This is a genomic window from Rhizobium sp. PvP014, assembly GCF_017876855.1.
Taxonomy (GTDB): Bacteria; Pseudomonadota; Alphaproteobacteria; order Rhizobiales; family Rhizobiaceae; genus Neorhizobium; species Neorhizobium soli.
The window spans coordinates 2,821,458-2,847,500 of record NZ_JAGIOT010000002.1 but is presented as its reverse complement, the minus strand read 5'-3'; the positions used below and the strand labels follow the sequence as shown (position 1 = coordinate 2,847,500).

Genomic DNA, 26,043 nt, shown 5'->3' with positions numbered 1-26,043 from the left:
GTCTCGACAACCGGGTTTCCGCGGCAACCCGGATCGAGGTGGTCACCGAAGGTGTGTTCGCGCGCATGGTGCTCGACGATCCCGAACTTGCGGGCATTTCCGCTGTCATCTTCGACGAATTCCACGAACGGTCGCTTGATGCGGATTTCGGGCTGGCACTGGCGCTCGATGTCCAGTCGGCGCTGCGGGAAGACCTTCGCATCCTCGTGATGTCGGCGACGCTCGATGTCGAGCGCGTTGCCGGGCTGCTTTCCGATCCTCCTGTCATCGTCAGCGAGGGACGAGGCCACCAGATCGAGATCCGCCATCAGGACAGGCCGGCGGGCGAGCGGATCGAGGATACGGTCTCGCGCGCGATCATTGAAGCGCACCGATCGGAAACCGGCTCGATCCTCGCCTTCCTGCCGGGCCAGGCGGAAATCCTGCGCACGGTTGAGCGGCTGCAGGGTCGTTTCGGCCGGGAAACGCTGGTCGTGCCGCTTTATGGCAATCTTTCGCAGCGCGATCAGGATCTGGCGATCCGGCCCTGCCCTGCCGGACAGCGCAAGATCGTGCTTGCGACCTCGATCGCTGAAACGTCGATCACGATCGACGGGGTGCGTCTCGTGATCGACAGCGGTTTGCAGCGGCTGCCGGTGTTCGAGCCTTCGACGGGCATTACCAGACTGGAGACCGTGCGGGCCTCGCGCGCTTCGGCCGATCAGCGGGCCGGACGTGCCGGGCGAACCGAACCGGGTATCGCCATTCGTCTGTGGCATCCCGGCCAGACGGCGGCCCTGCCGGCATTCACGCCACCGCAGATCCTCGCGAGCGATCTCTCTAGCCTCGTCCTCGACCTTGCCCATTGGGGCGTGGAGGATCCGGCATCGCTGGCGTTTCTCGATCCGCCGCCTGCGGCCGCCTTCAAGGAAGCGAAAAGCCTTCTCACCCAGCTCGGGGCCTTCGATGAGCAGGGTCGGCTGACAGCGCGCGGCAAGACCATGCGCGACATGGCGCTGCCGCCGCGGCTTGCGGCGATGACGATTTCGGCGGCAGACGACGGCCATGGCCGTCAGGCTTGCCTGCTGGCAGTGCTCCTGACCGAACAGGGGCTTGGCGGATCGGATGTGGACCTCGACGAGAGGCTGCGACGTTTCCGCAATGAGAAAGGCGAGCGTGCCGACGCGGCAAGGCGGCTTGCGGACCGGATCGCTTCCGGCCTGCCCCGCAAGACGCAACCGGGTTTGCCAGCGACAGCCGGCCAGCTTCTGCTGCACGCCTATCCGGACCGGGTGGCGATCCAGCGCGGCGGGCGTGGCCGGTTTGTGATGGCAAACGGCCGCGGGGCGGAACTGCCCGAAACCGAGCGGCTTGCCGGTGCATCCATGCTTGTTATCGCCGATCTTTCCGGGCGGGCCGTCAAAGCCCGGATCCTTGCGGCAGCAGAAACCAGTCGTGCCGAGATCGAGGCCGAGCTCGACGATCTGATCGTGCGCCAGGACGAGACGGTGTTCGACCGCCAGAGCCTGAAGCTGCGGGCCCGCAAGGTGACGCGGCTTGGCGCCATCGTGTTTGAGGAAAAGCCGCTGCCCCGCAAGACGGGCGAAGCCGCAGCCCTGGCACTTGCCGAGGGTGTGCGGGAGCTGGGCCTTCAGGTCCTGCCGTTTTCCAAGGATGGCGCGCAGCTGCGCGAACGGCTGGGTTTCCTTCACCGCACGATCGGTGAGCCCTGGCCGGATATGGATGACGCGGCGCTGCTGGACCGGCTTGCCGAGTGGTTCGTTCCGTTTCAGGGACAGGCCTCCGGCATCGATACGATCCAGCCCGGCAGTCTTTCGGACGGGCTGCGCTCGCTTGTTCCCTACGACATCCTGCAGGAGCTCGGCCGCTTGGCGCCGACGCATTTCGAAGCGCCGACCGGGCAGCGTCATCCGATCCGCTATGATGGAGACGAGCCGACCCTGTCGATCCGCGTTCAGGAACTGTTCGGGCTGAAGACCCATCCGGCTGTAGCGGGCGGGCGCCTGCCGCTGCTGCTCGAACTGACATCGCCGGCGCACCGGCCGATCCAGACGACAAGAGACCTGCCCGGTTTCTGGTCAGGATCGTGGAAGGATGTGCGCGCCGACATGCGCGGACGCTATCCGAAACATCCGTGGCCGGAAGATCCGGCAGAGGCTCTGCCGACGGCGCGGGCGAAACCGCGCGGGACATGATAGGCAGACGTGACAGAATGCCGCCTGCGACCAAGAGGTGCGGCGCGCTATGAAAAGCGTCGTGACAGTCGAAGCGGAAAGCGGGACATAGAAGAGATGGCGACCAGAGACATGTCCGGCGACGAGATGGCGACCAGCGAAAGCGGCGTCATCGCCCTTTCCGATGCGGTGCGCAGCCGATCCAGCCGGCGGATGCGCCTGCAGACGCTGGTGCGGCTGCGCTGGCTTGCGGTTGCCGGACAGACGGCAACGGTGGTGATTGTCGCCTTCGTGCTGCAGTTCCCGCTGCCCCTGATGGAGGCCGCAATCCTGATCGCGGCGCTTGCCGTGGCAAACCTCACTCTGTCTGCTTGGTTTCCCGCGACGCATCGGCTCGGACCGCGGTCCGTCATTGCGCTTCTGGGCTTCGATCTTCTGCAGATGGCCTCGCTCCTGTTTATCACCGGTGGCCTTGCCAATCCCTTTGCGCCGCTGATCTGCGTGCCGGTGATCATTTCATTTGCGTCGCAACCCTTGCGCCATTCGATCATGCTGATCGTGTTTGCCCTGATCTGCACCACCACCATCGCCTTTTCGCCGTTCGACGTGCCCTGGTATGCGGGCCAGACGCTGGAGACGCAGCCGGTGATGCAGATTGGCGTCTGGTGCGCGATCGCCTCGATGATGATGTTTGCGGCCTTTTATGCATACCGGGTGTCGAGCGAGGCGGCGCTGCTGGCGGATGCGCTGGCCGCGACCGAACTGGTGCTGGAGCGGGAAAAGCACCTCTCGCAGCTCGACGGACTGGCGGCAGCGGCCGCGCACGAGCTTGGAACGCCGCTTGCCACGATCAGCGTCGTTGCCAAGGAAATGCTGCGCGACCTGCGCGAAGACGACCGGTTTCGCGAGGACGTGCTTTTGCTGCGCAGCCAGAGCGAGCGCTGCCGCGATATCCTGCGCCGGCTGACATCGCTGTCGACCGAGAGCGAGGAGCATATGCGCCGTCTGCCGCTGTCGTCGCTAATCGAGGAAGTGATTGCGCCGCATCGGCAATTCGGCATCGATGTGGAACTCGTCGAAAAAAGCGACATTGCCGGCGAGCCGGTCGGCAATCGCAACCCGGCAATTCTCTATGGTCTCGGCAACCTCGTCGAGAATGCCGTCGATTATGCCAGAGAGAAGGTCACGGTGACCACCGAACACACGGCTTCGCGGGTTGCCATCACGATCGAGGATGATGGTCCCGGTTATGCGCCGGATATACTCGCCCATATCGGCGAGCCCTATATGACCACGCGGTCTCGCGAAGACGAAAGCGCGGGTGGGCTCGGGCTCGGGCTCTTCATCGCCAAGACGCTGCTGGAGCGATCGGGGGCATCGCTCAAGTTCGGCAACCGCGATGCCGGCAAGGCAGGCGCCCGGATCCGGATCGAATGGCCGCGCAGCCTGATGGACCGGCCGGCGATAAAATGAGTGGCCGCTTTGCCAACGCGACCCATATTGAAGTGCAGCAACGGACCGTTGTCCGTGGAGACAGACGATGGATACGAATTCTGAAACCATTCCGGCACTCGAGGATCCCCAGCTTGGGGACGATCCGTTCCTGCTGCTCGTCGATGACGACGGCCCGTTCCTGCGCCGCCTGGCGCGCGCCATGGAAAGCCGCGGCTTTATTGTGGATGCAGCCGAATCGGTTGCCGAAGGGATCGCCAAGGCTGAAGCGCGCCCGCCGAAATATGCCGTGGTCGATTTGCGGCTGGGCGATGGCAACGGTCTCGACGTGATCGAAGCCATCCAGAAGTCCGGTTCGGACACCAAGATCGTGGTGCTGACCGGCTACGGCAATATCGCGACCGCGGTGACGGCTGTTAAGCTTGGAGCGCTCGACTATCTGTCCAAGCCTGCGGATGCGGACGATGTGTTCAACGCCTTGATGCAGCGCCCGGGCGAAAAGGCGGATGTGCCCGAGAACCCGATGTCTGCCGATCGGGTGCGCTGGGAACATATCCAGCGCGTCTACGAGGCTTGCGAGCGCAATGTTTCGGAAACCGCAAGGCGGCTGAACATGCACCGGCGCACGCTGCAGCGGATCCTTGCCAAGCGCGCACCGAAGTAAGTCTCGCCGGTCAGATGTCGTCGAAGCTTTTGCCGGTCGCCCATTCGGCCAGCATCAGCCTTCGCGCGGCGAGGCGGGAGAAATTCAGCATGATCGATTTGCGCGATGCGGGCGCCAGCTTATGTTCCGGTGCCTCGCGCATCTGGTGGGCGCCGTAGCCATCGGACAGGAACAGGCCGCAATCTTCCGGAAAGATATCGAGCGGCACGTCCTTGTGGGTGGCGAAGAACAGCCGGTCGCAGGAGGCGCGGTAATCTGGCCATTTGCGATCGACCCGGAAGTCTTCGATGGAGGTCTTGATCTCGATGATCCAGATCTCGCCCTTCTCCGACACCGTTATCAGATCGGCGCGGCGGCCATTGGAAAGCGCCATTTCCGGAAGAATGGCGTGCCGCATGTCATGGAGCAGGATCTGCATGCCGCGGCGGACCATCATGGCCCGCGACGACTGACGGCCGTCGACCAGCGGGTTATTATTGGCAATATTCAATATCGTCATGCACTTGACCTGTCACAGCCCCTCCGGGGGGTTACGGATGTTGCAAAAAGGACATTGCCTTTTGCATTCGTGGAAGCGCGATCCCCTGGCTTACTGCTATCGCTTGCCAAGCGCTGCGCTATGGAAAATAACGGGTCCGAAGGCGCCTGAGCGCCCATTTCAATCGATTCGTACATCAAGAGACATCCATGCGCTTTCGCAACAGCATGCTCGCACTCGGCCTGTTGGCAACCTCTGCCCTGGCCGGCTGCTCCACTACGTCCGACACACCCAGGACGGTCGCCCAGGCCGAAGCTCCGGTCCGTATCGAGACGGCGCAGATCTTTACCGATTCGTATGGGTCGATCACCGATGCAGGTTACACCCTGCCGGCGATCCCGATCAACCGGGTGAAGCCTCAGTTCGTTCGCCAGGTCGTCAATTACGAGACGAATGAGCGCCCGGGCACGGTCATCGTCAATACCCGCGAACGTCATCTCTATTTCATCCTGCCGGGTGGTCGTGCGATGCGCTATGGTATCGGCGTCGGCAAGCAGGGCTTCGCATGGTCGGGTACCGCCTATGTTGCCTGGAAGCAGGAATGGCCGAACTGGCATCCGCCGAAGGAAATGGCAGTGCGCAAGCCTGACATCGCCCGTTATGTCGAAAACGGCATGGGTCCCGGTCTGTCGAACCCGCTTGGTGCACGCGCCATGTATCTGTTCAACGAAAAGGGCCAGGACACGCTGTTTCGCCTGCACGGCACGCCGGAATGGGCCTCGATCGGCACCGCCGCTTCGTCGGGCTGCATCCGTCTGATGAACCAGGACGTGATCGACCTCTACAGCCGCGTCCGTCCGGGCCGCAACACCAAGGTCGTCGTGATTCAGTAACGGTTCAACGCCTGCAAATGCAAAAGCCGCCGAGGATTTCCCGGCGGCTTTTTTGTTGTCTGAGCGACGGGCCGGATTAACCGGCCTTTGCCTTGAGTTCCAGCCGGCGGCGGTGCAGAACCGGTTCGGTATAGCCGTTCGGCTGTTCGCGACCCTTGAGCACCAGTTCGAGCGCTGCCTGAAAGGCGACCGAGGCTTCGAAGTTAGCTGCCATCGGCGTATAGAGCGGATCGCCTTCGTTCTGGCCATCGACCACTGCCGCCATCCGCTTTAGCGTCTCGACGATCTGCTCTTCGGTGACGAGCTTGTGGTGCAGCCAGTTGGCCATATGCTGTGACGAGATGCGCAGGGTCGCGCGGTCTTCCATCAGCGCGATGTCGTTGATATCCGGCACCTTGGAGCAGCCGACGCCCTGGTCGATCCAGCGCACGACGTAGCCGAGAATGCCCTGCGCATTGTTGTCGAGTTCGCGCTGGATTTCTTCCGGCGTCCAATTCGGCCGCGAGGCGACCGGAACCGACAGGATATCGGAGAGCTTCGCACGGGTACGGGTCTTCAACCCCTTTTGGACCTCTGCCACATCAACCTTGTGATAGTGGGTGGCATGCAAAGTGGCGGCCGTCGGTGACGGGACCCAGGCGGTGTTGGCGCCCGCTTTCGGGTGACCGATCTTCTGCTCCAGCATCGCCGCCATCAGATCCGGCATCGCCCACATGCCCTTGCCGATCTGTGCATGGCCGGACAGCCCGCAGGCGAGACCGATATCGACATTCCAGTTCTCATAGGCCGCAATCCAGGCCGCCTGCTTCATGTCGCCCTTGCGGATCATCGGGCCGGCTTCCATCGAGGTGTGGATCTCGTCGCCGGTGCGGTCGAGGAAGCCGGTGTTGATAAACACGACGCGCTCCTTCGCGGCGCGGATCGCTTCCTTGAGGTTGATCGTGGTGCGGCGCTCTTCGTCCATGATGCCCATCTTCATGGCATTGTCGGCAAGGCCGAGCGCCTGTTCGACGCGCGTGAAGATCTCGGCTGCGAAGGCCACTTCTTCCGGCCCGTGCATCTTCGGCTTGACCACATACATGGAGCCGAGCTTCGAATTCTTGCGGCGGCCGGTGATGCCGCCATCCTTGCGACCGATGTCGTGGATGGCGATCAGCGCCGTGACGACAGCATCCATGATGCCTTCGGGCACTTCATGGCCGTCGCGGTCGAGAATGGCCGGGTTGGTCATGAGGTGGCCGACATTGCGGATCAGCATCAGCGAGCGGGCTTTGACTTCGACGGTTGCGCCATTGGGCGCCGTATAGTCAAAATCCGGGTTGAGCGTGCGCAGGAAGTTCTTGCCACCCTTGGCAACCTCTTCCGCTAGATCGCCCTTCATCAGGCCGAGCCAGTTGCGATAGACGGCAACCTTATCCTCAGCGTCGACAGCCGCGACCGAATCTTCGCAGTCCATGATTGTGGTGATCGCCGATTCGATCCTGACATCGGAAATGTGAGCCGGATCGTCCTTGCCGATCGCGGTTGCCGGATCGATGACGATTTCGACATGTAGGTTGTTTCTGACGAGCAGGATCCGGTTCGGCTCGCCCAGATAGCCGGCAAACTGCGTCGGATCGGTCAGGCCTGTCACCTCGCCGTTCGACAGCGTCACGAACAGGGCCGAATCTTCCACCTTGAAGGAGGCTGCATCCTTCCAGCTGGCGCCGGAAAGCGGGGCCGACTGATCGAGGAAGTCGCGCACCCAGGCGATTACCTGTTTGCCGCGAACCGGATTGTAGCCCTTGCCCTTGTCGGCACCATCTGTTTCAGGGATGGCGTCCGTGCCGTAAAGCGCATCGTAGAGCGAACCCCAGCGCGCATTGGCTGCGTTCAGTGCATAGCGTGCATTCATCACGGGGACGACGAGCTGCGGGCCGGCGATGCCGGCAATTTCCGGATCGACGTTTTCCGTCGAGACCTGGAAATCGGGTCCTTCGGGAAGAAGATAGCCGATCTCGCGCAGGAATTCCTCGTAGGCAGCCAGGTCGTTCGGTGCACCGTGCTTGCGGTACCACTCGTCGATCTCGAGCTGAAACGCATCGCGCCTGGACAGAAGCGCCCGGTTCTTCGGCGCAAGGTCGTGAACGATCGCGGAAAACTCGGCGAAGAAATGGTCGGCATTAATACCGGTCTCGGGAAGCGCTTCCGTAACCAGAAAGTCGTGCAGCTTCTGATCGATCTGCAGTCCGTTTTTTTCGATGCGAGTCATGCCGCGCCTCCCGTATGATTTTTTGGTGACATGCAGATTGCCCGCAAGACCTTGTCTGTCAATCGCCGACGATGCCATCGACCATGAAATCATGGGCCGATATGGACCGCTTACAAGAGGTGTTTCACGTGGAGCGCCGCCGGGTGACCTTCATCGGTATTCCGTCCTGCGGCTGGGTGGTAAGCTTTTGAACCGGCCAGACTTTGGTGCCCGGCACCACATCGAACCGGTAACTCTTCATCAACACGGCAAGCGCGATCACCGCCTCCTGCATGGCAAAGACGGCACCGATGCAGGTCCGCGGCCCTGCCCCAAACGGCAGGTACTGGAAGCGATTGATATTGCCGCGGTTTTCCGGAAGGAAGCGTTCCGGCATGAAAGCACGCGGCTTTTCCCAGTAGAGTTCATGCCGATGCAGCGTCCATGGCATGACGAGAACCGTCACGCCCGCATCGATGGTCACGGTCTCGCCCGTCGGGCTGGTCCAGCGATCGCCACGGATTGCCGCGCGGTTGATGGAGGGCGCCGGCGGATAGAGCCGCAGCGCTTCCTCGAAAGCCGCCCTCACCCAGGGCATTCTCTCCAGCCAGTCGACCGGTTCGGCCCCTTCGCCCAAGACCTGATCGATCTCCGTTTCCATCGCATCGCGCACATGCGGCGACTGGCCGACGCAATACAGCGTCCAGGCGAGCGCCCTCGCCGTCGTTTCGTGGCCGGCGCCGATGAAGGTCAGGATATTGTCTTCGATTTCGGCCATCGTCAGGCCGTCGGGCCCTTCGAGCTGCAGCAGCAATGTTAGAAAATCCTGCGGTACGGCATCCGGCGTCTCGCGGATCCGCTTCTGGCGCTGGATCATGGTATCGGCGACGACCTTGCGGAACTTGTCCAGCACGCGCTGGCCACCGATCCGCGTCAAGCGCGGTACCCAAGGAGGGGCGCGCAGAAGATCCATCGGATCGACACGGCCCATGCGATGCAGCAGGCTGTCGACGTCATCGGAAAATTTCTCGCTCTCGGTGACGATCTCGCCGGAAAACAGTGTCTCGGAAAGGATGGCGAACGCAAGTTCCGTCATGTCGACCGAGATGTCGTGGACCGCGCCCGAAGGATGGTCGGCCTCGTATTTCTCGACATATTCCTCCGACTTTGCCAGCATCTGGCCGGCAAAACCGCGGGAGTGGCGCGGCGTGAACACCGGCGCCATCGCCTTGCGCGAGCGCTTCCACACCGGCCCTTCCGCCGTCAGCAACCCGTCACGCAGGATCGGCCGCAGGATGAGCTGACGGATCTCCGACATCTCGTAATTGGCGGAATTATCGACAAGAATGTGCCGGATAAGGCCCGGATCGTTGACGATGAGGGTGCGTTCTTTCAGGAACTTCGTCTCGATCCACGGAAGCGTGTAGGACGGCTTTCCCCACAATTCGAGCGGATTGCGCATCACGGTGCGGATGACTTCCAGCCGCGACGGCGGGACGGTGCGCGGCTCCGGTGCCGGTGGCACGAAAGGTTCGGGGCGCATGTCCATATGAAGGGTCCTCATCTTTAAGAGATGAAGAACATATCAGAACTCAGAAGAGCGATTTCAACTCGGCGATCTTGTCGTTGACCAGCCAGCCGTAATAATTCTCTTCCGGCAAACCGCCGCGCGCCCTCAAGGCTGCCGCCCGTTGTGCCGAGCCGCCGGTGTTATAGAGAGTGGCTGTGATGCCGGGATTGCGGGAGATATCGACATTCGCAATCGTCTTGTAGTCGTCGATCGAACGGCGGATGTTCGCCGCCATGTAGGCGAGCGATTTGTCCGGGTCCATGATCGCGTCATAGACTTCCGATGCCTTGTTCTCGTCCAGCTTCGGGTAACCGGAAACGCGGGCGACGGTGTCTGAAAACATCATCGCCGTCAGCGGATTGAGCTGGCCGAGGCCGAAGGTCTGGCCGGCATAGAAGGGCTGGAAGAAGACCGCGCTGAAACGATTGTCCGGAAACGCCTTGCCATCGACCTTGCGGCCACGGAAAGCGTCTTCCCAGACATTTTCCCGGCAGGTCCAGAGACGGTAGGAGTCGAGACCCGTGCTGCATTTCGCAAATTGCGGGCGCTCTAGAAAATCCTTGATCGATTCGTCGTCGTAGCCGAAGCGGAAACTGTTGCCGGCATAGGCGGCGGCCTTGATGTAATAGGTCTGCAACCGGTCATAGGCATCGACATTATAGGTGTGCTCGCCAACGATCGCGCCGACGATATGGATCGGATCGAAGCCGTAGGCCGCTGCCGCAGATCTGATCTTGCCGATCAGTTTCTTGTCGGTTGCGAGCAGATCGCGGATCTTTTCATACTTGTCGTCGAACGTGGTGCGGCCGGCGCGGGTTCGGCGCACGGAGGCACCCGGCACTTTCGGCTGCACCGTATTGCGGTTGCCTTCCGGCACGATGGTCACCGCGGCCGCGTAGGTCGTGGAAGCGGCCGTCCATGCGACGGTCATCAGAAATGCAAGCAGGAGGCGTTTCAAAATTGTCGTGTCCCAATTACGGTCTGCACCGATAACGCTCCAAACGCTGAAACAGTCAGGTGGGGGAGAGCGGCGCATCACGAAAGCGCGTCACCCTTACGTGAAGAGATGCTGTAATGTCGAGAGAGTGGCATTCAAAATAGCGTCACTGCCAGCGTGAGCGACAGCCGGACGTTGCCCGGCTGCCACGAATTGAAGGTCAGAGGATGTAACGCGACAGGTCGGTATCGTTGGCGAGATCGCCGACATGCTTGCGGACATATTCGGCATCGATGGTAATCGCCGTGCCGCCCTGATCGGGCGCGGTGAAGGAAATCTCGTCCAGCACCCGCTCCATCACCGTCTGCAGCCGGCGGGCACCGATATTCTCGACGGTGGAATTCAGATGCACCGCGACGTCGGCCAGCGCGTCGAGCGCATCATCGGTAAAGTCGAGCGCCAGATCTTCGGTGCCCATCAGCGCCTTGTACTGCCGGATCAGGCTTGCCTCGGTTTCCGTCAGGATGCGGCGGAAGTCTTCCTTGGTCAGCGGCTTCAGCTCGACGCGGATCGGCAGACGGCCCTGGAGTTCCGGCAAAAGGTCCGATGGCTTCGACACATGGAAGGCGCCGGAGGCGATAAACAGGATATGATCCGTCTTTACCGGTCCGTATTTGGTCGAGACCGTGGTGCCTTCGACGAGCGGCAGCAGGTCGCGCTGCACGCCTTCACGTGAAACACCGGCACCCATGCCGCCGTCGCGGGCAGCGATCTTGTCGATCTCGTCGAGGAACACGATGCCGTCATTCTCGACCGAACGCACCGCTTCACGCTGGATCACCTCGTTGTCGATCAGCTTGTCGGATTCGTCGCGCACCAGTTCGCCGTAGGACTTGGCAACGGTGGTTTTGACCTTCTTGGTGCGCCCACCCATCGCCTTACCGAACATGTCGGAGAGGTTGAGAACGCCGATATTGCCGCCCGGCATGCCGGGAATGTCGAAGCCGGGCATGCCCGAGCTGGTGTCGGCCACCTCGATCTCGATTTCCTTCTCGTCAAGCTCGCCGCTGCGCAGGCGCTTGCGGAAACTGTCGCGGGTGGCAGGAGAGGCCGTCGATCCAACGAGCGCATCGAGCACGCGCTCCTCGGCACTTGCCTGCGCCTTCGCCTGCACTTCGGTGCGTTTTTTCTCACGGATCAGGCCGATGCCGATCTCGACGAGATCGCGGATGATCTGTTCGACGTCACGCCCGACATAGCCGACCTCGGTGAACTTGGTGGCTTCAACCTTGATGAAGGGAGCGCCGGCTAGCTTTGCAAGGCGACGAGAGATCTCCGTCTTGCCGACGCCGGTCGGCCCGATCATCAGGATGTTCTTCGGCATGACTTCGTCACGCAGGCTTTCGTCCAGCTGATGACGGCGCCAACGGTTTCGAAGCGCAATGGCAACGGCGCGCTTGGCGTCGTGCTGGCCAATGATGTGGCGATCGAGCTCGGAAACGATTTCCCGGGGAGAAAAATTGGTCATGAGTTCCTCTTGGCGTCCCTCGTCAACCGTCCTGTCAGGCCCGGCCCGTGAGAGATCCTCTGGCTAGGATGGCGTTATTCGGCGTCGAGCGTTTCGACGACGAGATTGTGATTGGTGTAGACACATATATCGGCCGCGATATCGAGCCCCTTGCGGGCAACCTCTTCGGCCGACATGTCCGTGTCCATCAGTGCACGGGCAGCGGCATAGGCATAGTTTCCGCCAGAGCCGATGGCGATCGTGCCGTGCTCGGGCTCCAGCACATCGCCGTTGCCGGTGACGGCGAGCGTAATCGACTTGTCGGCCACCAGCATCATCGCTTCGAGATTGCGCAGATACTTGTCGGTGCGCCAGTCCTTGGCAAGTTCGACGGCGGCGCGCATCAGCTGGCCGGGATACTGCTCGAGCTTCTTTTCGAGACGGTCGAGAAGCGTGAAGGCATCGGCCGTGGCGCCTGCGAAACCGGCAATCACATCACCGGTCTTGCCGATGCGGCGCACCTTGCGGGCATTGCCCTTCATCACCGTCTGACCGAGGCTCACCTGACCGTCACCGGCCATCACCACCTTGCCGCCCTTTCGGACCGTAATAATCGTTGTCATTCCATATACCTCTAAAAGCCCCTGAAGGGCGCCTTCGATTGCAAGCCCCAGCGACGTTCATGGCGGCTCCGTTGTGCCCTATGTAAGTGGGCATCCGCCGAATACAATCTTGTCGAAACGGCGCAGCGTGACGGCCCTGCTTCGACCGCGCTTTTGCTGGATATTTGATCTTGCGCCTGATATGGAGCGCGCAGAATAAGCATGGGTGACATGATGGTCGATACGACAGCCGCACGCACGGGAAGCGTTTCCCGCAAGACCAACGAGACTTCCGTTTCGGTTTCCGTCAATCTCGACGGCACCGGCACGTCAAAGATTTCGACGGGCGTCGGGTTTTTCGACCATATGCTGGACCAGCTTTCGCGCCATTCGTTGATCGACATGGAGATCGACGTGAAGGGCGACCTGCATGTCGACGATCACCATACGGTGGAAGATACCGGCATCGCGATTGGCCAGGCCATTTCCAAGGCGCTCGGCGACAGGCGTGGCATTGCCCGCTATGCCTCGCTCGATCTCGCCATGGACGAAACGATGACGAAAGCTGCGGTCGACGTGTCGGGCCGGCCCTTCCTGGTCTGGAACGTTTCGTTTTCGGCCCCGAAGATTGGCACGTTCGATACGGAACTGGTGCGGGAATTCTTCAACGCGCTGGCCCAGAATGCCGGGATCACGCTGCATATCCTCAACCATTACGGCGCCAACAACCATCATATCGCCGAGACCTGCTTCAAATCCGTGGCGCGCGTGTTGCGCATCGCGACCGAAATCGATCCGCGGCAGGCCAATCGCGTTCCTTCGACCAAGGGTACGCTTGCCTGACGCTTCCAGGAGTTTCATCCTTGAGAAGCTATCTCGTTCTGACGCCGAAAAATGGCCCCGACAGGGAGCACCGTTCCACCGTCATCATGCCGGACGGATTTTCCTGGCCGGCATTTCTGCTCTCCTGGATCTGGCTGTTCTGGCACCGGATGTGGATTGCCGGCGCGATCGCCCTTGCGATCCAGATCGGCAGCGGCGTTCTTTCGACGATGCCGGGTTTTGCGATCGGCGGCTGGCTGCTCGGCTTTGCGATGAACCTCATTGTTGCGCTGGAAGGCCGGCATCTCTACTCGCAGTCGCTGCAGCGCCGAGGCTACACCCTCGAAACCGTTGTGTTTGCGCAGGACAGGAGCACGGCCGAGCAGATGTATTTCTCCAATCTGCCGGAGCCTGAACCGAAGACGATGCCTACTCTTTCCAAGTGGGCGCCACAGACAAATACCCCTTCCCCAGCCGGCGCATGGCAGAGTTCCGGCGCCGGACTTTTCGATCACGGAGCACGCTGATGCGCGTCGCAATCATCGACTACGGATCGGGCAATCTCCGATCCGCCACTAAGGCTTTCGAACGCGCCGCCCGCGAGGCCGGCATCGACGCTGAAATCGACCTCACCGACAAGCCCGATGCTGTGGCCACGGCCGATCGCATCGTTCTTCCAGGCGTTGGCGCCTATGCCGATTGCCGGGCGGGGCTCGATGCCGTTTCGGGGATGCACGAGGCGCTGATTGAAGCGGTCGAGACCAAGGCACGCCCTTTCCTCGGCGTCTGCGTCGGCATGCAGCTGATGTCGTCGCGCGGACTTGAAAAGACCACGAGCGAGGGTTTCGGCTGGATCAAGGGCGATGTCGTCGAGATGACGCCCTCCGATCCCAGCCTGAAGATCCCGCAGATCGGCTGGAACACGCTGGAGCTTGCCAACCCGCATCCTCTGTTCGATGGCATTCCGACCGGACCGGACGGGCTGCACGCCTATTTCGTACACTCCTACCATCTGGCCGCCGCCAACCCTTCCGACGTCATCGCCACGACGGAATACGGTGGCGCGATGACGGCATTCGTCGGACGCGACAACATGGTGGGGGCGCAATTCCATCCGGAAAAGAGCCAGACGCTCGGCCTCGCCCTGATTTCCAACTTCCTGCGCTGGAAGCCCTAAACATGATTCTTTTTCCGGCTATCGATCTCAAGGACGGCCAGTGCGTGCGCCTCAAGCTTGGCGACATGGAACAGGCGACCGTCTACAATCCGGACCCTGCCGACCAGGCCAAGGCCTTTGAGGACCAGGGTTTCGAGTGGTTGCATGTGGTGGACCTCAACGGTGCCTTTGCCGGCGAAAGCGTCAATGGCGCGGCCGTCGATGCGATCCTCAAGGCAACGAAGAACCCGGTCCAGCTCGGCGGCGGCATCCGGACGCTCGAGCATATCGAAGCGTGGCTTAGCCGCGGACTGGCGCGCGTCATTCTCGGCACTGTTGCGGTGCGCGATCCTGCCCTCGTCATCGAGGCATGCGAGAAGTTTCCGGGCCAGGTCGCCGTCGGCATCGATGCCAAGGGTGGCAAAGTGGCGGTGGAAGGCTGGGCGGAAGCGTCCGAGCTCGGTGTCATCGAGCTTGCCAAAAAATTCGAAGGCGCTGGTGTTTCGGCAATTATCTATACCGATATCGACCGCGATGGGATCCTGGCCGGCATCAACTGGTCCTCGACGTTGGAACTGGCAGATGCAGTTTCCATTCCCGTCATCGCGTCGGGCGGTCTTGCCTCAATGGACGATATCCACCGCATGCTGCAGCCCGACGCGGCGCGCCTCGAAGGCGCAATTTCAGGTCGGGCGCTCTATGACGGCCGTATCGATCCTGCTGAGGCGCTGTCGCTGATCCGTGCTGCGAGAGGAGAAGCCGCATGACGCTCAAGGCCCGTGTCATTCCCTGCCTCGACGTGAAGGACGGCCGTGTCGTCAAGGGCGTCAACTTCGTCGACCTGATCGATGCCGGCGATCCGGTCGAGGCCGCAAAGGCCTATGATGCTGCCGGTGCCGACGAGCTCTGCTTCCTCGACATCACGGCCTCGTCCGACAATCGCGATACGATCTTCGATGTCGTCGCGCGCACCGCCGAACACTGCTTCATGCCGCTTACCGTCGGCGGCGGCGTTCGCGCCATCGCCGATATCCGCAAGCTGCTGCTGGCCGGGGCTGACAAGGTCTCGATCAACTCCGCTGCTGTGAACAATCCGGATTTCGTCTACGAAGCTGCCAACAAGTTCGGCAACCAGTGCATTGTCGTGTCGATCGATGCCAAGCGGGTGTCCGCACCAGGCGAGAGCGACCGCTGGGAGATCTTCACCCATGGCGGCCGCACGGCGACCGGCATCGATGCCGTCGAGTTTGCGCGAAAGATGGTCGAGCGCGGCGCCGGCGAGTTGCTCGTGACGTCGATGGACCGCGACGGCACGAAGATCGGCTACGATCTTGCGCTCACCAGCACCATCGCCGATTCGGTTCGCGTTCCCGTCATTGCCTCGGGCGGCGTCGGCACGCTCGACGATCTCGTTGCAGGCGTGACAGAGGGCCATGCGACGGCCGTTCTCGCCGCCTCGATTTTCCACTTCGGGACCTATTCGATTGGCGAGGCAAAGCGCTATATGGCCGACCATGGCATTGCCATGCGGCTCGACTGATATTCGGGACGGGAGGAGACGGTTTTGAGTGAATTCACCCTCGGCGATCTCGAGAAGATCGTTGCGCAGCGCGCCAAAGCCCCGCCGGAGGAGTCCTGGACTGCGAAGCTTGTGGCGGCCGGGCAGACCAAGGCTGCCAAGAAGCTTGGCGAAGAGGCGGTGGAAACCGTGATCGCCGCGGTGGCGCAGGATCGGCACGATCTCGTGTCGGAAAGTGCCGACCTTCTTTATCATCTTATGGTCGTATTGAACATTGCCGACATCCCGTTGCAGGATGTGCTCGCCGAACTTCAGCGCAGGACAGGCCAGACAGGCCTGCAGGAAAAGGCGAGCCGAGCTCCTTCATGAACATCGTTTCGACGCCCGAAAAGCATGATGTGGATATCCAGGAAAGCGGTGTTAACGCGGAATACTACTCGCCCTACCACCACTTCACGGCCGAGGAATGGGCGAAGTTTAGGGCCGATACGCCGCTGACGCTGAAGGCCGAGGAAATCGCCCGGCTGCGCTCGCTGGATGACCCGATCAACATCGACGAAGTCCGGCGCATCTATCTGTCGTTGTCGCGGCTTCTTTCGACCCATGTCGAAGCCTCGCAGCGGCTTTACCGGCAGCGCAACCGGTTTCTGACCCTTCCGGATGTATCAAAGACCCCGTTCATCATCGGCGTTGCCGGGTCGGTCGCGGTCGGCAAGTCGACCACCGCACGCGTGCTGAAGGAACTGCTTGCCCGCTGGCCAGCAAGCCCCAAGGTCGACCTGATCACGACCGACGGTTTTCTCTATCCAAATGCGGTTCTACAGCGTGAAAACCTGATGCAGCGCAAGGGTTTTCCCGAGAGCTACGATATCGGCCAGATCCTGCGGTTTCTTTCGGCGATCAAGGCCGGCGAGAAGAACGTCAAGGCGCCGCGCTACTCGCATCTGACCTATGACGTGCTTCCGGGCGAATATACGCTGGTGGACCGTCCCGACATCCTGATCTTCGAAGGCATCAATGTGCTGCAGTCGCGGGCACTGCCTGTTGACGGCAAGATCGTGCCGATCGTGTCTGACTTCTTCGACTTCTCGATCTATATCGACGCGGACGAGGAGCAGATCCACCAGTGGTACGTCCAGCGATTCATGAAACTGCGGCAGACGGCCTTTCGTGAGCCGACATCCTTCTTCAACAAGTATGCGGCAATCAGTGAGGCTGAGGCCCTTGCCGTTGCCGAAGGTCTCTGGGAAAACATCAACCTCAAGAACCTGCGCCAGAACATCATCCCGACGCGGCCGCGTGCGGATATCATTCTTCGCAAGGGTCGCGACCACTTCATCGAGACGGTGGCTTTGAGAAAACTGTAGGCTGTCCATCGAGACCCATCACACGATGGATCTTCCATCGTCAGCTATTGACCCTTCGCAGTGTCAGATTGATGCGACCGCCGTTCTTGAGAAGCGTCGACGTGCCGGGATAGATCCGGTCGACCCCGTGAAACGCCAGCCGCCCTTCCCCGCCCAGCACCACGATATCGCCGCTGGAGAGCTTGAAGGAGCCTGTCGAATCCTTGCGATCGACCCCGCCGACCCGGAACAGGCAGGTATTGCCGAGCGAGATGGAGAGGACCGGCGCTGTCAGGTCTGATTCGTCCTTGTCCTGATGCAGGCCCATTTTTGCGTCGTCGGAGTAGAAATTGACGAGACATGCCTCCGGCGGCTTGTCATAGCCGGCAAGGTTTTCCCAGAGATCCATCAGTTCCGAGGGAATGGCGGGCCATGGCCGGCCGGTCTGTGGATGGGTCTCCTGGTAGCGGTAGCCGCGCTCCTTGTCCGTTACCCAGCCGAGTGCGCCGCAATTCGTCATCCTGACTGACATTGGTTTGCCCGTGCCGGGCATAGCCGGGATATAGAGCGGTGCATCGGCAACAATGCCGCGGATGACCTCGACGAGCCGCTCCTGTGCGCTCCGGTCCAGATAGTCGGGCAGATGCCGGATGCCGTTTGCCAAAGTCGCCATATGATTCCCTCCGTGGACCTGCGCGGTCAGTCGCCGCTGGGCTTACCACGCATCTTCTTCACATCGGAGCGGCCGGATTTTGCTTTCAGCCGCCGCTCGACCGAGCCTTTGGTGGGCTTGGTTTTCCGGCGCGGTGGTGGTGGCGGCTCGGCGGCCTTGAGGATGAGTTCCTTCAGCCGCTCGCGCGCATCCTCGCGGTTGCGCTCTTGGCTGCGAAACCGGTTGGCCTCGATCATCAGCACGCCGTCCTTGGATACCTTCCGGCCGGCGAGCTTGATCGCGGCTTCCTTGATCCGCTCGGGCAGCGACGGGGAATTGACGAGATCGAAGAACAGCTGGACCGCCGTCGAGACCTTGTTGACATTCTGGCCGCCCGGACCGCCCGCCAGCACGAACTGCTCGGTGAGCTCCCATCCGGCGATGGTGATGCGGGTGTTGATCTCGAGAGGATTGCTGGCCATGGCCGTATTTCCCACAAACCGAAGCAAAAGAAAACCGCCGGCTCAGAGGAGCCGGCGGCTATAATGTTCCACGTGAATCCTTAAGGTCCAGCTGGGACCCAAGGATTACTCGGCGGCGATCTTCAGGCCAGGTGCTGCGTCGCGGACCTTGCTATCGACATGGTCTTCGAACTTCTCGAAGCTCTTGATGAACATCGAAACCAGCTTGGCTGCCTGATTGTCGTAGGCCTGGCCATCGGACCAGGTCGAACGCGGATCGAGAATCGAGGTTTCGACGCCGTTGACGGCGACCGGAACGGCAAAGCCGAAATTGGCATCCGTGCGGAACTCGGCATCCTTCAGGCTACCGTTCAGGGCTGCGGCCAGAAGAGCGCGCGTGGCCTTGATCGGCATGCGGCGACCGGTGCCGTATGCGCCGCCTGTCCAGCCGGTGTTGACCAGCCAGCAATCGACGCCGTGCTTGGCGATGAGGTCCTTCAGCAGGTTGCCGTATTCAGCCGGATGACGCGGCATGAACGGTGCGCCGAAGCAGGTGGAGAACGTGGCTTCCGGCTCCGTCACGCCCTTTTCCGTGCCAGCCACCTTGGCGGTGTAGCCGGAGAGGAAGTGGTACATGGCCTGTTCCGGTGTCAGCCTGGCAATCGGCGGCATCACGCCGAAAGCATCTGCCGTCAGCATGATGATCGTCTTCGGATGCGGCGCGAGACCGGTTTCCGATGCGTTCGGAATGAAATGCAGCGGATAGGCACTGCGGGTGTTTTCCGTCAGCGAATTGTCGTCGAAATCGGGAACGCGGTTGTCGTCGAGCACGACGTTTTCCAGAACGGTGCCGAAACGGCGGGTTGCCGCGTAGATTTCGGGCTCGGCTTCTGCCGAAAGCTTGATCGCCTTGGCGTAGCAGCCGCCTTCGAAGTTGAAGACGCCGTTTTCGCCCCAGCCATGCTCGTCGTCACCGATCAGCGTGCGGGTCGGGTCGGCCGAAAGCGTGGTCTTGCCGGTGCCCGAGAGACCGAAGAACACGGCGGTATCGCCGTCATTGCCGACATTGGCGGAGCAATGCATCGGCATCACGCCCTTGGCCGGCAGGAGATAGTTGAGAACGGTAAAGACCGACTTCTTGTTTTCGCCGGCATACGACGTGCCGCCGATCAGCACGAGACCGTTTTCCAGATCGCAGGCGATCACGGTTTCGGAGCGGCAGCCGTGACGGGCCGGATCGGCCTTGAAGCTCGGCAGATTGATGATCGTCAGCTTCTGCTCGAAACCTTCCAGCGTATCGCGCTTGGGGCGGATGAGGAGGTTGCGGATGAACAGCGCATGCCAGGCAAGCTCTGTGACGACGCGGGTCGGAAGCGCGTTTGCTTCATCGGCGCCGCCGATCAGATCCTGGACAAACAGGGTCTTGCCGCTGGCATGGGCCAGCATGTCAGCCTTCAGCACGGCAAAGTGCTCGGGCGACATCGGCTTGTTGTTGTCCCACCAGATCTTGTCTTCGGTACCCGCGTCGCGGACGACGAATTTGTCCTTGGGCGACCGGCCGGTATGCTGTCCGGTGCGAGCCCTCAACGCGCCGTCGATCGTCAGATCGGCTTCGCCCCGGCGAATCGCTTCTTCGTAAAGCTCGACTTCGCTGAGATTGTAATTCACACGCGATGCATTGCCGAGACCGATGTCTGCGAGCCCGTTCGATGGGTTGTGAAGTCCAAACTGCTCCATACGCGCGCTCCTTTTTGTGGATTGAACCTGGGCGGAACCTAGAGCGGGTTTTTAAAAAGGGCAAGATAATTCTGAAATAGAGTAATAATATCAGTTATTTAATCGATTTAAAAAATTTTATTCTCGATTAAATCGGTTTACGAGGGTTTTCTGTTCGCCGTTTCTGGGGGTCTTTCACGACCTGCAGACTGTGTTTGGCTCATTGGGACAAAGGTCCCTACCGACCGTGCGCCTCTTGGCGTTGCCACAATTTGTTCCACCTTTATACTGAAGAAGCGCATGGCTTTCGCCAATTCTGGCTGGGGACATCCAGGAGATGCGCCTATATGACGATGGAGACGGAGAGAATGCAGACAATCGCGCTCGTAGATGACGACCGCAATATCCTGACTTCAGTGTCGATTGCACTGGAAGCCGAAGGGTATAAGGTCGAAACCTATACCGATGGCGCCTCCGCGCTCGACGGGCTGATCGCCCGCCCCCCGCACCTGGCCATCTTCGATATCAAAATGCCGCGCATGGACGGAATGGAGCTGTTGCGACGCCTGCGACAGAAATCCGATCTGCCTGTGATCTTCCTCACCTCCAAGGATGAAGAGATCGACGAGCTGTTCGGGCTCAAGATGGGCGCAGACGATTTCATCACCAAGCCGTTCTCGCAGCGATTGCTGGTCGAGCGCGTGAAGGCGATCCTGCGCCGCTCCAGCGCACGAGAAGCCCAGCAGGCAAGTGGCGGCGTCAAGCCGACCCCGGACCAGTTGGCGGCCCGCACACTGGAACGCGGCCAGCTGGCGATGGACCAGGAACGCCACACCTGCACCTGGAAGGGCGAAGCGGTAACCCTGACAGTCACGGAATTCCTGATCCTGCATTCGCTGGCGCAGCGTCCGGGCGTCGTAAAAAGCCGTGACGCGCTGATGGATGCCGCCTATGACGAACAGGTCTATGTGGACGACCGCACCATCGACAGCCACATCAAACGCCTGCGCAAGAAGTTCAAGATGGTTGACACGGATTTCGACATGATCGAGACGCTGTACGGCGTTGGCTACCGATTCCGCGAGGCTGCGTAACGGTTGCCAGCTCCGAGACCCGGGAGCCTCTAAAAATTCGATCGTGCGGATGCGTAACTTGAAGCCACCGCGGCACAGGGCTTAGACTGTAAGCTCTCTGGAAGGACTGCACGTGGCAGACCGATTGCATGAAACCGGAACGACCAGACCCGCGAGTGCCGGAATACGCCGCGCCTCACGGCGCTTCTGGTCGCGACCGTTCACGCTCATTCGCCGGGTGTTCGGCCACGCGGTGTTTTCCAGCCTCACCCGCCGCATTCTGTTCTTCAACATCGCGGCGACCGTCGTTCTCGTCGCCGGCATCCTCTATCTCAACCAGTTTCGCGAGGGGTTGATCGATGCCCGCGTCGAGAGCCTGCTGACGCAGGGCGAAATCATTGCCGGCGCGATCTCCGCGTCCGCATCCGTTGATACCAATTCGATCACCATCGATCCGCAGAAGCTTCTCGAACTGCAGGCAGGCCAGAGCATCACGCCGGTGCCGAACGACGAGGACCTCGATTTCCCGATCGACCCCGAGCGGGTCGCGCCCGTGCTGCGGCGGCTGATCTCGCCGACCCGCACCCGCGCCCGACTGTTCGATGCAGACGCAAACCTGCTGCTGGACTCGCGCCACCTCTATTCGCGCGGCCAGGTGCTGCGCTTCGATCTGCCGCCGGTTGAAGATCAGTCGCAGACATGGAGCGAATGGGTTGCCGGCTTGTTCAACCGCATGCTGCAGCCCGGCAACCTGCCGACCTACAAGGAAGCGCCCGGCGGCGATGGCTCGATCTATCCGGAAGTGATGAACGCGCTCACCGGCGTTCGCGGCGCGGTGGTGCGCATTACCGATCGCGGCGAACTGATCGTTTCCGTCGCAGTCCCAGTCCAGCGGTTCCGTGCCGTGCTCGGCGTCCTGCTTCTTTCCACCCAGGCCGGCGATATCGACAAGATCGTGCATGCGGAGCGGCTGGCGATCATGCGCGTCTTCGGTGTGGCGACGCTCGTGAACATTCTCCTGTCGCTGCTTCTGTCCTCCACCATCGCCAATCCGCTGCGCCGGCTTGCGGCCGCTGCCGTTCGGGTGCGTCGCGGCGCCAAGCAGCGTGAAGAGATCCCGGACTTCTCCTACCGCCAAGACGAGATCGGCAACCTTTCGATCGCGGTGCGCGACATGACCAACGCGCTCTACGACCGCATCGACGCGATCGAAAGTTTTGCAGCCGACGTGAGCCACGAGCTGAAGAACCCGCTGACCTCGCTGCGCAGCGCCGTCGAGACACTGCCGCTCGCCAAGTCCGAGGCCTCGAAACAGAAGCTGACCGATATCATCTTCCACGACGTCCGCCGCCTCGACCGTCTCATCAGCGATATCTCCGATGCATCCCGGCTCGACGCGGAGCTTGCCCGGACCGATTCGGCACCTGTCGGCATGGATACGTTGCTCGGCAACCTCGTCGATATTTCCAGACAGATCCGCACCGGCCGCAAACCGGTCGAGATCGATCTGGTCATCGACGCGAAGGGCGGGCAGAAACCAAACTACCTCGTCAACGGCCACGACCTGCGGCTTGGCCAGATCATCACCAACCTTATCGAAAATGCCCGCTCCTTCGTGCCGGAAAAAGGCGGTCGCATTGCCATCCGCCTCGCCCGGGTCAAGGACAAGGTGGTCGTCACCGTGGATGACAACGGTCCGGGCATTCAGGCCGAAAACATCGATCGCATCTTCGAGCGGTTCTACACCGATCGCCCCGATGGCGAGAGCTTCGGCCAGAATTCGGGCCTGGGACTGTCGATCAGCCGTCAGATCGCCGTGGCGCATGGCGGCTCGCTACAGGCGGAAAACCTTGTCGATCCCCAGACGGAGACGCTCAAGGGTGCGCGCTTCACGCTGTCGCTTCCTTCAGGCGAAGAGCCATGAGCGACACGCAACGGGTCAATATCCATGCAACGGCGATCGTCGTCGGGACCCGCGGCATCCTCTTCACCGGTCCTTCCGGCAGCGGTAAATCCATGCTGGCGTTTGCCTGTCTGAGTGCCGCCAGACGCCAGGGCGTCTTTTCGGCGCTGGTGGCCGACGACCAGGTGTTTGTCTCGCGCGAGAATGATCGCCTCGTCGCACACCGGCCGCAGACGATCGCCGGCCTCATCGAATTGCGCGGCAGTGGCATTATCGAAGTAGACTCCGCCCCGTCAGCTGCCCTCGATCTTGCCGTGCGCGTCCTGTCGTCTCCGAACGACGAACGGTATCCGCCGGACAACGAACGCTTTGCGCTTTCGGGTCTCGGAGACATTCCACTGGTGAGATTATGGTCGCTCTTTCCGGAGCCACTTTCCGCGCTTTCCGGCCTTTTCCCGGCATTTCGAGGGGAGCGACCCTTCTGACCCGATCCGGCTCGCGATTTTTTAACTTGAACTTGATGCGGACATGGCGAAGATGGCTCCCCACCGCTGGACGCCTGTATTGCGTTGCGATATTGGCCGCAAGTTTCCATAGCAGGGGGCAGTTTTCATGATCGGAATTGTGCTTGTCACTCATGGCAAGCTGGCTGAGGAATTTCGACAGGCCGTCGAGCACGTCGTCGGACCTCAGAAATTCATCGAAACCATTTGCATCGGCCCCGAAGACGATATGGACCAGCGGAGGCAGGATATCGTCGATGCGGTCGCCAAGGCCGATGACGGATACGGCGTCATCATCCTCACCGACATGTTCGGCGGTACGCCGTCGAACCTTTCGATCTCGGTGATGGAAAGCGGCAAGACGGAGGTCATTGCCGGCATGAACCTGCCGATGCTGATCAAGCTTGCCGGCGTCCGAAGCGACAACAACATGGAGCGCTCGCTGGTGGAGTCCTCCGAGGCCGGCCGCAAATATATCAACGTCGCAAGCCGCGTGCTCAGCGGAAAATAAGAAAGCACTGCAAACGCATGTCTCCCCTTGCCCCACGGCATTTCACAATCGTCAACAAGCGTGGTCTCCACGCGCGAGCATCGGCCAAGTTCGTGCAGATGGTGGAAAGTTTCGAAGCCGATGTGAGGGTTTCAAGGGATGGATCGACAGTCGGCGGCAATTCCATCATGGGCCTGATGATGCTGGCCGCCAGCACCGGCTGTTCGATCGAGGTCTCCGCAAGCGGCCCGCAGGCTGTTGAAGCGCTCGACGCTCTGGAGGCGCTCGTTGCCAACAAGTTCGGCGAAGAAGCTTGATAACCATAGCAACCGAACGGACATAAACATATAAAGACGTCTTTATGTGTTAGTTGCAAGTCAGCCTCAAGCCTGTTACACCGCTGGCGAGATTTTTCGTCGACGCCCGGATGAACGGAAATCCGTTCCCCTGCCTTCGACACACCACGCGGAGAGCTTTATGAGCACTGACAAGGATTACATCGTCGCGGATATCGAACTTGCTGCCTACGGCCGCAAGGAGCTCGACATCGCCGAAACCGAAATGCCGGGCCTGATGTCGTGTCGCGAGGAATTCGGTGCATCGCAGCCGCTCAAGGGCGCCCGCATCTCCGGTTCGCTGCACATGACGATCCAGACGGCGGTTCTGATCGAGACGCTGAAGGAACTCGGCGCCGACATTCGCTGGGCCTCCTGCAACATCTTCTCGACCCAGGATCATGCCGCTGCTGCAATTGCAGCGTCCGGCATCCCGGTATTTGCCGTGAAGGGTGAATCGCTCACCGAGTACTGGGAATACACCGACAAGATCTTTCAGTGGACCGATGGCGGCTTCTCCAACATGATCCTCGATGATGGTGGCGACGCCACCATGTACATCCTGCTCGGCGCCCGCGCCGAAGCCGGTGAGGACGTTCTTTCCGTGCCCACATCGGAAGAAGAAGAGATCCTGTTCGCGCAGATCAAGAAGCGTCTTGCCGCTTCGCCAGGCTGGTTCACCAAGCAGCGCGATGCGATCAAGGGTGTGACCGAAGAGACCACCACAGGCGTTCACCGCCTTTATGATCTTTCCAAGAAGGGCCTCCTGCCCTTCCCGGCCATCAACGTCAACGACTCCGTCACCAAGTCGAAGTTCGACAACAAATACGGCTGCAAGGAATCGCTGGTCGACGGCATTCGCCGCGGCACCGACGTGATGATGGCCGGCAAGGTCGCCGTCGTCTGCGGTTACGGCGATGTCGGCAAGGGTTCGGCTGCTTCGCTCCAGGGCGCCGGTGCTCGCGTCAAGGTCACGGAAGTCGATCCGATCTGCGCCCTGCAGGCTGCCATGGACGGGTTTGAAGTCGTCGTGCTCGAAGACGTCGTCGCCTCGGCCGATATCTTCATCACCACGACCGGCAACAAGGACGTCATCCGCATCGAGCATATGCGCGAGATGAAGGATATGGCGATCGTCGGCAATATCGGCCATTTCGATAACGAGATCCAGGTTGCGGCGCTGAAGAACCTGAAGTGGACCAACGTGAAGCCACAGGTCGACATGATCGAGTTCCCGAAGGGCAACCGGATGATCCTTCTGTCGGAGGGTCGCCTTCTCAACCTCGGAAATGCCACCGGCCATCCGTCCTTCGTCATGTCCGCCTCGTTCACCAACCAGACGCTGGCCCAGATCGAGCTGTTCACGAAGCAGGGCGAGTACAAGAACGAGGTCTATATCCTGCCCAAGCACCTCGACGAAAAAGTTGCCCGTCTTCACCTCGGAAGGCTCGGCGTGACGCTGACCAAACTTTCTGACGAACAGGCTGCTTATATCGGCGTCTCGTCGCAGGGTCCGTTCAAGGCTGAACACTACCGCTACTGATCCGTAGCCGAACAATC

General features: G+C 61.0%; 26 protein-coding genes (1 of these 26 cut by a window edge). 17 read left to right on the top strand and 9 right to left on the bottom strand.

Features of this window, described 5'->3' with window-relative positions:
- From hrpB to J3A65_RS18255, 3 genes are all read left to right on the top strand, one after another.
- On the top strand, positions 1 to 2,195 hold the 3' portion of the coding sequence (hrpB, locus tag J3A65_RS18265) for an ATP-dependent helicase HrpB (RefSeq protein ID WP_209902677.1). It extends 304 nt beyond the left edge of the window; the window shows 2,195 of its 2,499 coding nt (coding positions 305-2,499); the start codon falls outside the window, past its left edge; the stop codon is at positions 2,193 to 2,195.
- Between the two features lie 126 nt (positions 2,196 to 2,321).
- Positions 2,322 to 3,647, top strand: coding sequence for an ActS/PrrB/RegB family redox-sensitive histidine kinase (locus tag J3A65_RS18260; RefSeq protein ID WP_209903605.1), 1,326 nt, complete (start codon positions 2,322 to 2,324; stop codon positions 3,645 to 3,647).
- A 67-nt stretch (positions 3,648 to 3,714) separates the two neighbouring features.
- Positions 3,715 to 4,290, top strand: a complete 576-nt coding sequence (locus J3A65_RS18255; RefSeq protein WP_192078935.1) for an ActR/PrrA/RegA family redox response regulator transcription factor — start codon at positions 3,715 to 3,717, stop codon at positions 4,288 to 4,290.
- 10 nt (positions 4,291 to 4,300) lie between these two features.
- Here J3A65_RS18255 and J3A65_RS18250 read toward each other — a convergent pair whose 3' ends face one another.
- A complete protein-coding gene (locus J3A65_RS18250; RefSeq protein ID WP_113109942.1) occupies positions 4,301 to 4,789 on the bottom strand; it encodes an MmcB family DNA repair protein in 489 nt (162 codons plus the stop codon).
- Between the two features lie 188 nt (positions 4,790 to 4,977).
- Between J3A65_RS18250 and J3A65_RS18245 the strand changes: the two genes are divergently transcribed.
- Positions 4,978 to 5,661: a L,D-transpeptidase gene (locus J3A65_RS18245; protein WP_113167228.1), complete on the top strand. Its 684-nt coding sequence runs from the start codon at positions 4,978 to 4,980 to the stop codon at positions 5,659 to 5,661.
- Between the two features lie 76 nt (positions 5,662 to 5,737).
- Here the strand turns inward: J3A65_RS18245 and J3A65_RS18240 are convergent, their stop codons facing one another.
- The 5 genes from J3A65_RS18240 to hslV all read right to left on the bottom strand — a co-directional run bounded on the left by J3A65_RS18240 (position 5,738) and on the right by hslV (position 12,528).
- Positions 5,738 to 7,912 (bottom strand): malate synthase G, encoded by a 2,175-nt coding sequence (locus J3A65_RS18240; protein WP_209902674.1) that lies wholly within the window; start codon positions 7,910 to 7,912, stop codon positions 5,738 to 5,740.
- Positions 7,913 to 8,036: 124 nt separating this feature from the next.
- A complete protein-coding gene (locus tag J3A65_RS18235; RefSeq protein ID WP_209902672.1) occupies positions 8,037 to 9,440 on the bottom strand; it encodes a cytochrome P450 in 1,404 nt (467 codons plus the stop codon).
- 43 nt (positions 9,441 to 9,483) lie between these two features.
- Positions 9,484 to 10,419, bottom strand: coding sequence for a DUF1402 family protein (locus J3A65_RS18230; RefSeq protein ID WP_162728268.1), 936 nt, complete (start codon positions 10,417 to 10,419; stop codon positions 9,484 to 9,486).
- 199 nt (positions 10,420 to 10,618) lie between these two features.
- Entirely contained in the window at positions 10,619 to 11,926 is a 1,308-nt protein-coding gene (gene hslU, locus J3A65_RS18225) for an ATP-dependent protease ATPase subunit HslU (protein WP_062577159.1), read from the bottom strand.
- Between the two features lie 74 nt (positions 11,927 to 12,000).
- Positions 12,001 to 12,528 carry an ATP-dependent protease subunit HslV gene (gene hslV, locus J3A65_RS18220; RefSeq protein ID WP_062463013.1) on the bottom strand — a complete coding sequence of 176 codons (528 nt, stop codon included), beginning with the start codon at positions 12,526 to 12,528 and terminating at the stop codon, positions 12,001 to 12,003.
- 213 nt (positions 12,529 to 12,741) lie between these two features.
- On the opposite strand from hslV, the gene hisB reads away from it, so the two are divergent.
- Genes hisB through coaA form a run of 7 tightly spaced genes read left to right on the top strand, consistent with a single transcriptional unit; the run spans position 12,742 to position 17,371 of the window.
- Complete coding sequence (hisB, locus tag J3A65_RS18215) at positions 12,742 to 13,350, top strand: imidazoleglycerol-phosphate dehydratase HisB (protein ID WP_062577203.1); 609 nt, start codon at positions 12,742 to 12,744, stop codon at positions 13,348 to 13,350.
- 20 nt (positions 13,351 to 13,370) lie between these two features.
- Positions 13,371 to 13,856: a DUF2628 domain-containing protein gene (locus tag J3A65_RS18210; protein WP_209902670.1), complete on the top strand. Its 486-nt coding sequence runs from the start codon at positions 13,371 to 13,373 to the stop codon at positions 13,854 to 13,856.
- Entirely contained in the window at positions 13,856 to 14,506 is a 651-nt protein-coding gene (gene hisH, locus J3A65_RS18205; RefSeq protein WP_113109945.1) for an imidazole glycerol phosphate synthase subunit HisH, read from the top strand. The genes J3A65_RS18210 and hisH overlap by 1 nt, the downstream gene beginning before the upstream one ends.
- A gap of 2 nt (positions 14,507 to 14,508) precedes the next feature.
- On the top strand, positions 14,509 to 15,252 hold the full coding sequence (gene hisA / locus J3A65_RS18200; RefSeq protein WP_209902668.1) for a 1-(5-phosphoribosyl)-5-[(5-phosphoribosylamino)methylideneamino]imidazole-4-carboxamide isomerase: 744 nt from the start codon (positions 14,509 to 14,511) through the stop codon (positions 15,250 to 15,252).
- The gene (hisF, locus tag J3A65_RS18195; RefSeq protein ID WP_209902666.1) at positions 15,249 to 16,025 is read left to right on the top strand and encodes an imidazole glycerol phosphate synthase subunit HisF; all 777 of its coding nucleotides are present in this window, start codon (positions 15,249 to 15,251) and stop codon (positions 16,023 to 16,025) included. The genes hisA and hisF overlap by 4 nt, the downstream gene beginning before the upstream one ends.
- Positions 16,026 to 16,049: 24 nt before the next feature.
- Positions 16,050 to 16,373, top strand: a complete 324-nt coding sequence (locus tag J3A65_RS18190) for a phosphoribosyl-ATP diphosphatase (protein WP_092665224.1) — start codon at positions 16,050 to 16,052, stop codon at positions 16,371 to 16,373.
- Positions 16,370 to 17,371 carry a type I pantothenate kinase gene (gene coaA, locus J3A65_RS18185; RefSeq protein WP_209902664.1) on the top strand — a complete coding sequence of 334 codons (1,002 nt, stop codon included), beginning with the start codon at positions 16,370 to 16,372 and terminating at the stop codon, positions 17,369 to 17,371. Before J3A65_RS18190 ends, coaA begins: the two co-directional genes overlap by 4 nt.
- A gap of 40 nt (positions 17,372 to 17,411) precedes the next feature.
- Here the strand turns inward: coaA and J3A65_RS18180 are convergent, their stop codons facing one another.
- From J3A65_RS18180 to J3A65_RS18170, 3 genes are all read right to left on the bottom strand, one after another.
- The gene (locus tag J3A65_RS18180) at positions 17,412 to 18,023 is read right to left on the bottom strand and encodes an alpha-ketoglutarate-dependent dioxygenase AlkB (protein ID WP_209902662.1); all 612 of its coding nucleotides are present in this window, start codon (positions 18,021 to 18,023) and stop codon (positions 17,412 to 17,414) included.
- 26 nt (positions 18,024 to 18,049) lie between these two features.
- Positions 18,050 to 18,484, bottom strand: a complete 435-nt coding sequence (arfB, locus tag J3A65_RS18175) for an alternative ribosome rescue aminoacyl-tRNA hydrolase ArfB (RefSeq protein WP_192078925.1) — start codon at positions 18,482 to 18,484, stop codon at positions 18,050 to 18,052.
- 105 nt (positions 18,485 to 18,589) lie between these two features.
- A complete protein-coding gene (locus J3A65_RS18170) occupies positions 18,590 to 20,200 on the bottom strand; it encodes a phosphoenolpyruvate carboxykinase (RefSeq protein WP_209902660.1) in 1,611 nt (536 codons plus the stop codon).
- Positions 20,201 to 20,547: 347 nt separating this feature from the next.
- Here J3A65_RS18170 and J3A65_RS18165 point away from each other — a divergent pair, with 347 nt between their 5' ends.
- The 6 genes from J3A65_RS18165 to ahcY all read left to right on the top strand — a co-directional run bounded on the left by J3A65_RS18165 (position 20,548) and on the right by ahcY (position 26,026).
- Complete coding sequence (locus tag J3A65_RS18165; RefSeq protein WP_092665285.1) at positions 20,548 to 21,273, top strand: response regulator transcription factor; 726 nt, start codon at positions 20,548 to 20,550, stop codon at positions 21,271 to 21,273.
- A 163-nt stretch (positions 21,274 to 21,436) separates the two neighbouring features.
- Positions 21,437 to 23,176 (top strand): sensor histidine kinase, encoded by a 1,740-nt coding sequence (locus tag J3A65_RS18160; protein WP_113110003.1) that lies wholly within the window; start codon positions 21,437 to 21,439, stop codon positions 23,174 to 23,176.
- Complete coding sequence (locus J3A65_RS18155; RefSeq protein ID WP_062577137.1) at positions 23,173 to 23,640, top strand: serine kinase; 468 nt, start codon at positions 23,173 to 23,175, stop codon at positions 23,638 to 23,640. Before J3A65_RS18160 ends, J3A65_RS18155 begins: the two co-directional genes overlap by 4 nt.
- A 127-nt stretch (positions 23,641 to 23,767) precedes the next feature.
- The gene (locus J3A65_RS18150) at positions 23,768 to 24,169 is read left to right on the top strand and encodes a PTS sugar transporter subunit IIA (RefSeq protein WP_062462977.1); all 402 of its coding nucleotides are present in this window, start codon (positions 23,768 to 23,770) and stop codon (positions 24,167 to 24,169) included.
- Between the two features lie 17 nt (positions 24,170 to 24,186).
- On the top strand, positions 24,187 to 24,465 hold the full coding sequence (locus tag J3A65_RS18145; protein WP_062577136.1) for an HPr family phosphocarrier protein: 279 nt from the start codon (positions 24,187 to 24,189) through the stop codon (positions 24,463 to 24,465).
- Between the two features lie 160 nt (positions 24,466 to 24,625).
- Positions 24,626 to 26,026: an adenosylhomocysteinase gene (gene ahcY, locus J3A65_RS18140; RefSeq protein WP_062462971.1), complete on the top strand. Its 1,401-nt coding sequence runs from the start codon at positions 24,626 to 24,628 to the stop codon at positions 26,024 to 26,026.
- Positions 26,027 to 26,043 lie beyond the last annotated feature (17 nt).

Excerpts from the sequence above, each read along its gene's own strand:
- J3A65_RS18255 (WP_192078935.1), top strand. The coding sequence starts at position 3,715 with ATGGATACGAATTCTGAAACCATTCCGGCACTCGAGGATCCCCAGCTT.
- hslV (WP_062463013.1), bottom strand. The coding sequence starts at position 12,528 with ATGACAACGATTATTACGGTCCGAAAGGGCGGCAAGGTGGTGATGGCC.
- hisH (WP_113109945.1), top strand. The coding sequence starts at position 13,856 with ATGCGCGTCGCAATCATCGACTACGGATCGGGCAATCTCCGATCCGCC.
- J3A65_RS18250 (WP_113109942.1), bottom strand. The coding sequence starts at position 4,789 with ATGACGATATTGAATATTGCCAATAATAACCCGCTGGTCGACGGCCGT.
- J3A65_RS18240 (WP_209902674.1), bottom strand. The coding sequence starts at position 7,912 with ATGACTCGCATCGAAAAAAACGGACTGCAGATCGATCAGAAGCTGCAC.
- J3A65_RS18245 (WP_113167228.1), top strand. The coding sequence starts at position 4,978 with ATGCGCTTTCGCAACAGCATGCTCGCACTCGGCCTGTTGGCAACCTCT.
- J3A65_RS18170 (WP_209902660.1), bottom strand. The coding sequence starts at position 20,200 with ATGGAGCAGTTTGGACTTCACAACCCATCGAACGGGCTCGCAGACATC.
- hisB (WP_062577203.1), top strand. The coding sequence starts at position 12,742 with ATGGTCGATACGACAGCCGCACGCACGGGAAGCGTTTCCCGCAAGACC.
- hisA (WP_209902668.1), top strand. The coding sequence starts at position 14,509 with ATGATTCTTTTTCCGGCTATCGATCTCAAGGACGGCCAGTGCGTGCGC.
- J3A65_RS18260 (WP_209903605.1), top strand. The coding sequence starts at position 2,322 with ATGGCGACCAGCGAAAGCGGCGTCATCGCCCTTTCCGATGCGGTGCGC.
- ahcY (WP_062462971.1), top strand. The coding sequence starts at position 24,626 with ATGAGCACTGACAAGGATTACATCGTCGCGGATATCGAACTTGCTGCC.
- J3A65_RS18165 (WP_092665285.1), top strand. The coding sequence starts at position 20,548 with ATGCAGACAATCGCGCTCGTAGATGACGACCGCAATATCCTGACTTCA.
- hisF (WP_209902666.1), top strand. The coding sequence starts at position 15,249 with ATGACGCTCAAGGCCCGTGTCATTCCCTGCCTCGACGTGAAGGACGGC.
- J3A65_RS18235 (WP_209902672.1), bottom strand. The coding sequence starts at position 9,440 with ATGGACATGCGCCCCGAACCTTTCGTGCCACCGGCACCGGAGCCGCGC.
- J3A65_RS18150 (WP_062462977.1), top strand. The coding sequence starts at position 23,768 with ATGATCGGAATTGTGCTTGTCACTCATGGCAAGCTGGCTGAGGAATTT.
- coaA (WP_209902664.1), top strand. The coding sequence starts at position 16,370 with ATGAACATCGTTTCGACGCCCGAAAAGCATGATGTGGATATCCAGGAA.
- J3A65_RS18180 (WP_209902662.1), bottom strand. The coding sequence starts at position 18,023 with ATGGCGACTTTGGCAAACGGCATCCGGCATCTGCCCGACTATCTGGAC.
- J3A65_RS18155 (WP_062577137.1), top strand. The coding sequence starts at position 23,173 with ATGAGCGACACGCAACGGGTCAATATCCATGCAACGGCGATCGTCGTC.
- hslU (WP_062577159.1), bottom strand. The coding sequence starts at position 11,926 with ATGACCAATTTTTCTCCCCGGGAAATCGTTTCCGAGCTCGATCGCCAC.
- arfB (WP_192078925.1), bottom strand. The coding sequence starts at position 18,484 with ATGGCCAGCAATCCTCTCGAGATCAACACCCGCATCACCATCGCCGGA.
- J3A65_RS18145 (WP_062577136.1), top strand. The coding sequence starts at position 24,187 with ATGTCTCCCCTTGCCCCACGGCATTTCACAATCGTCAACAAGCGTGGT.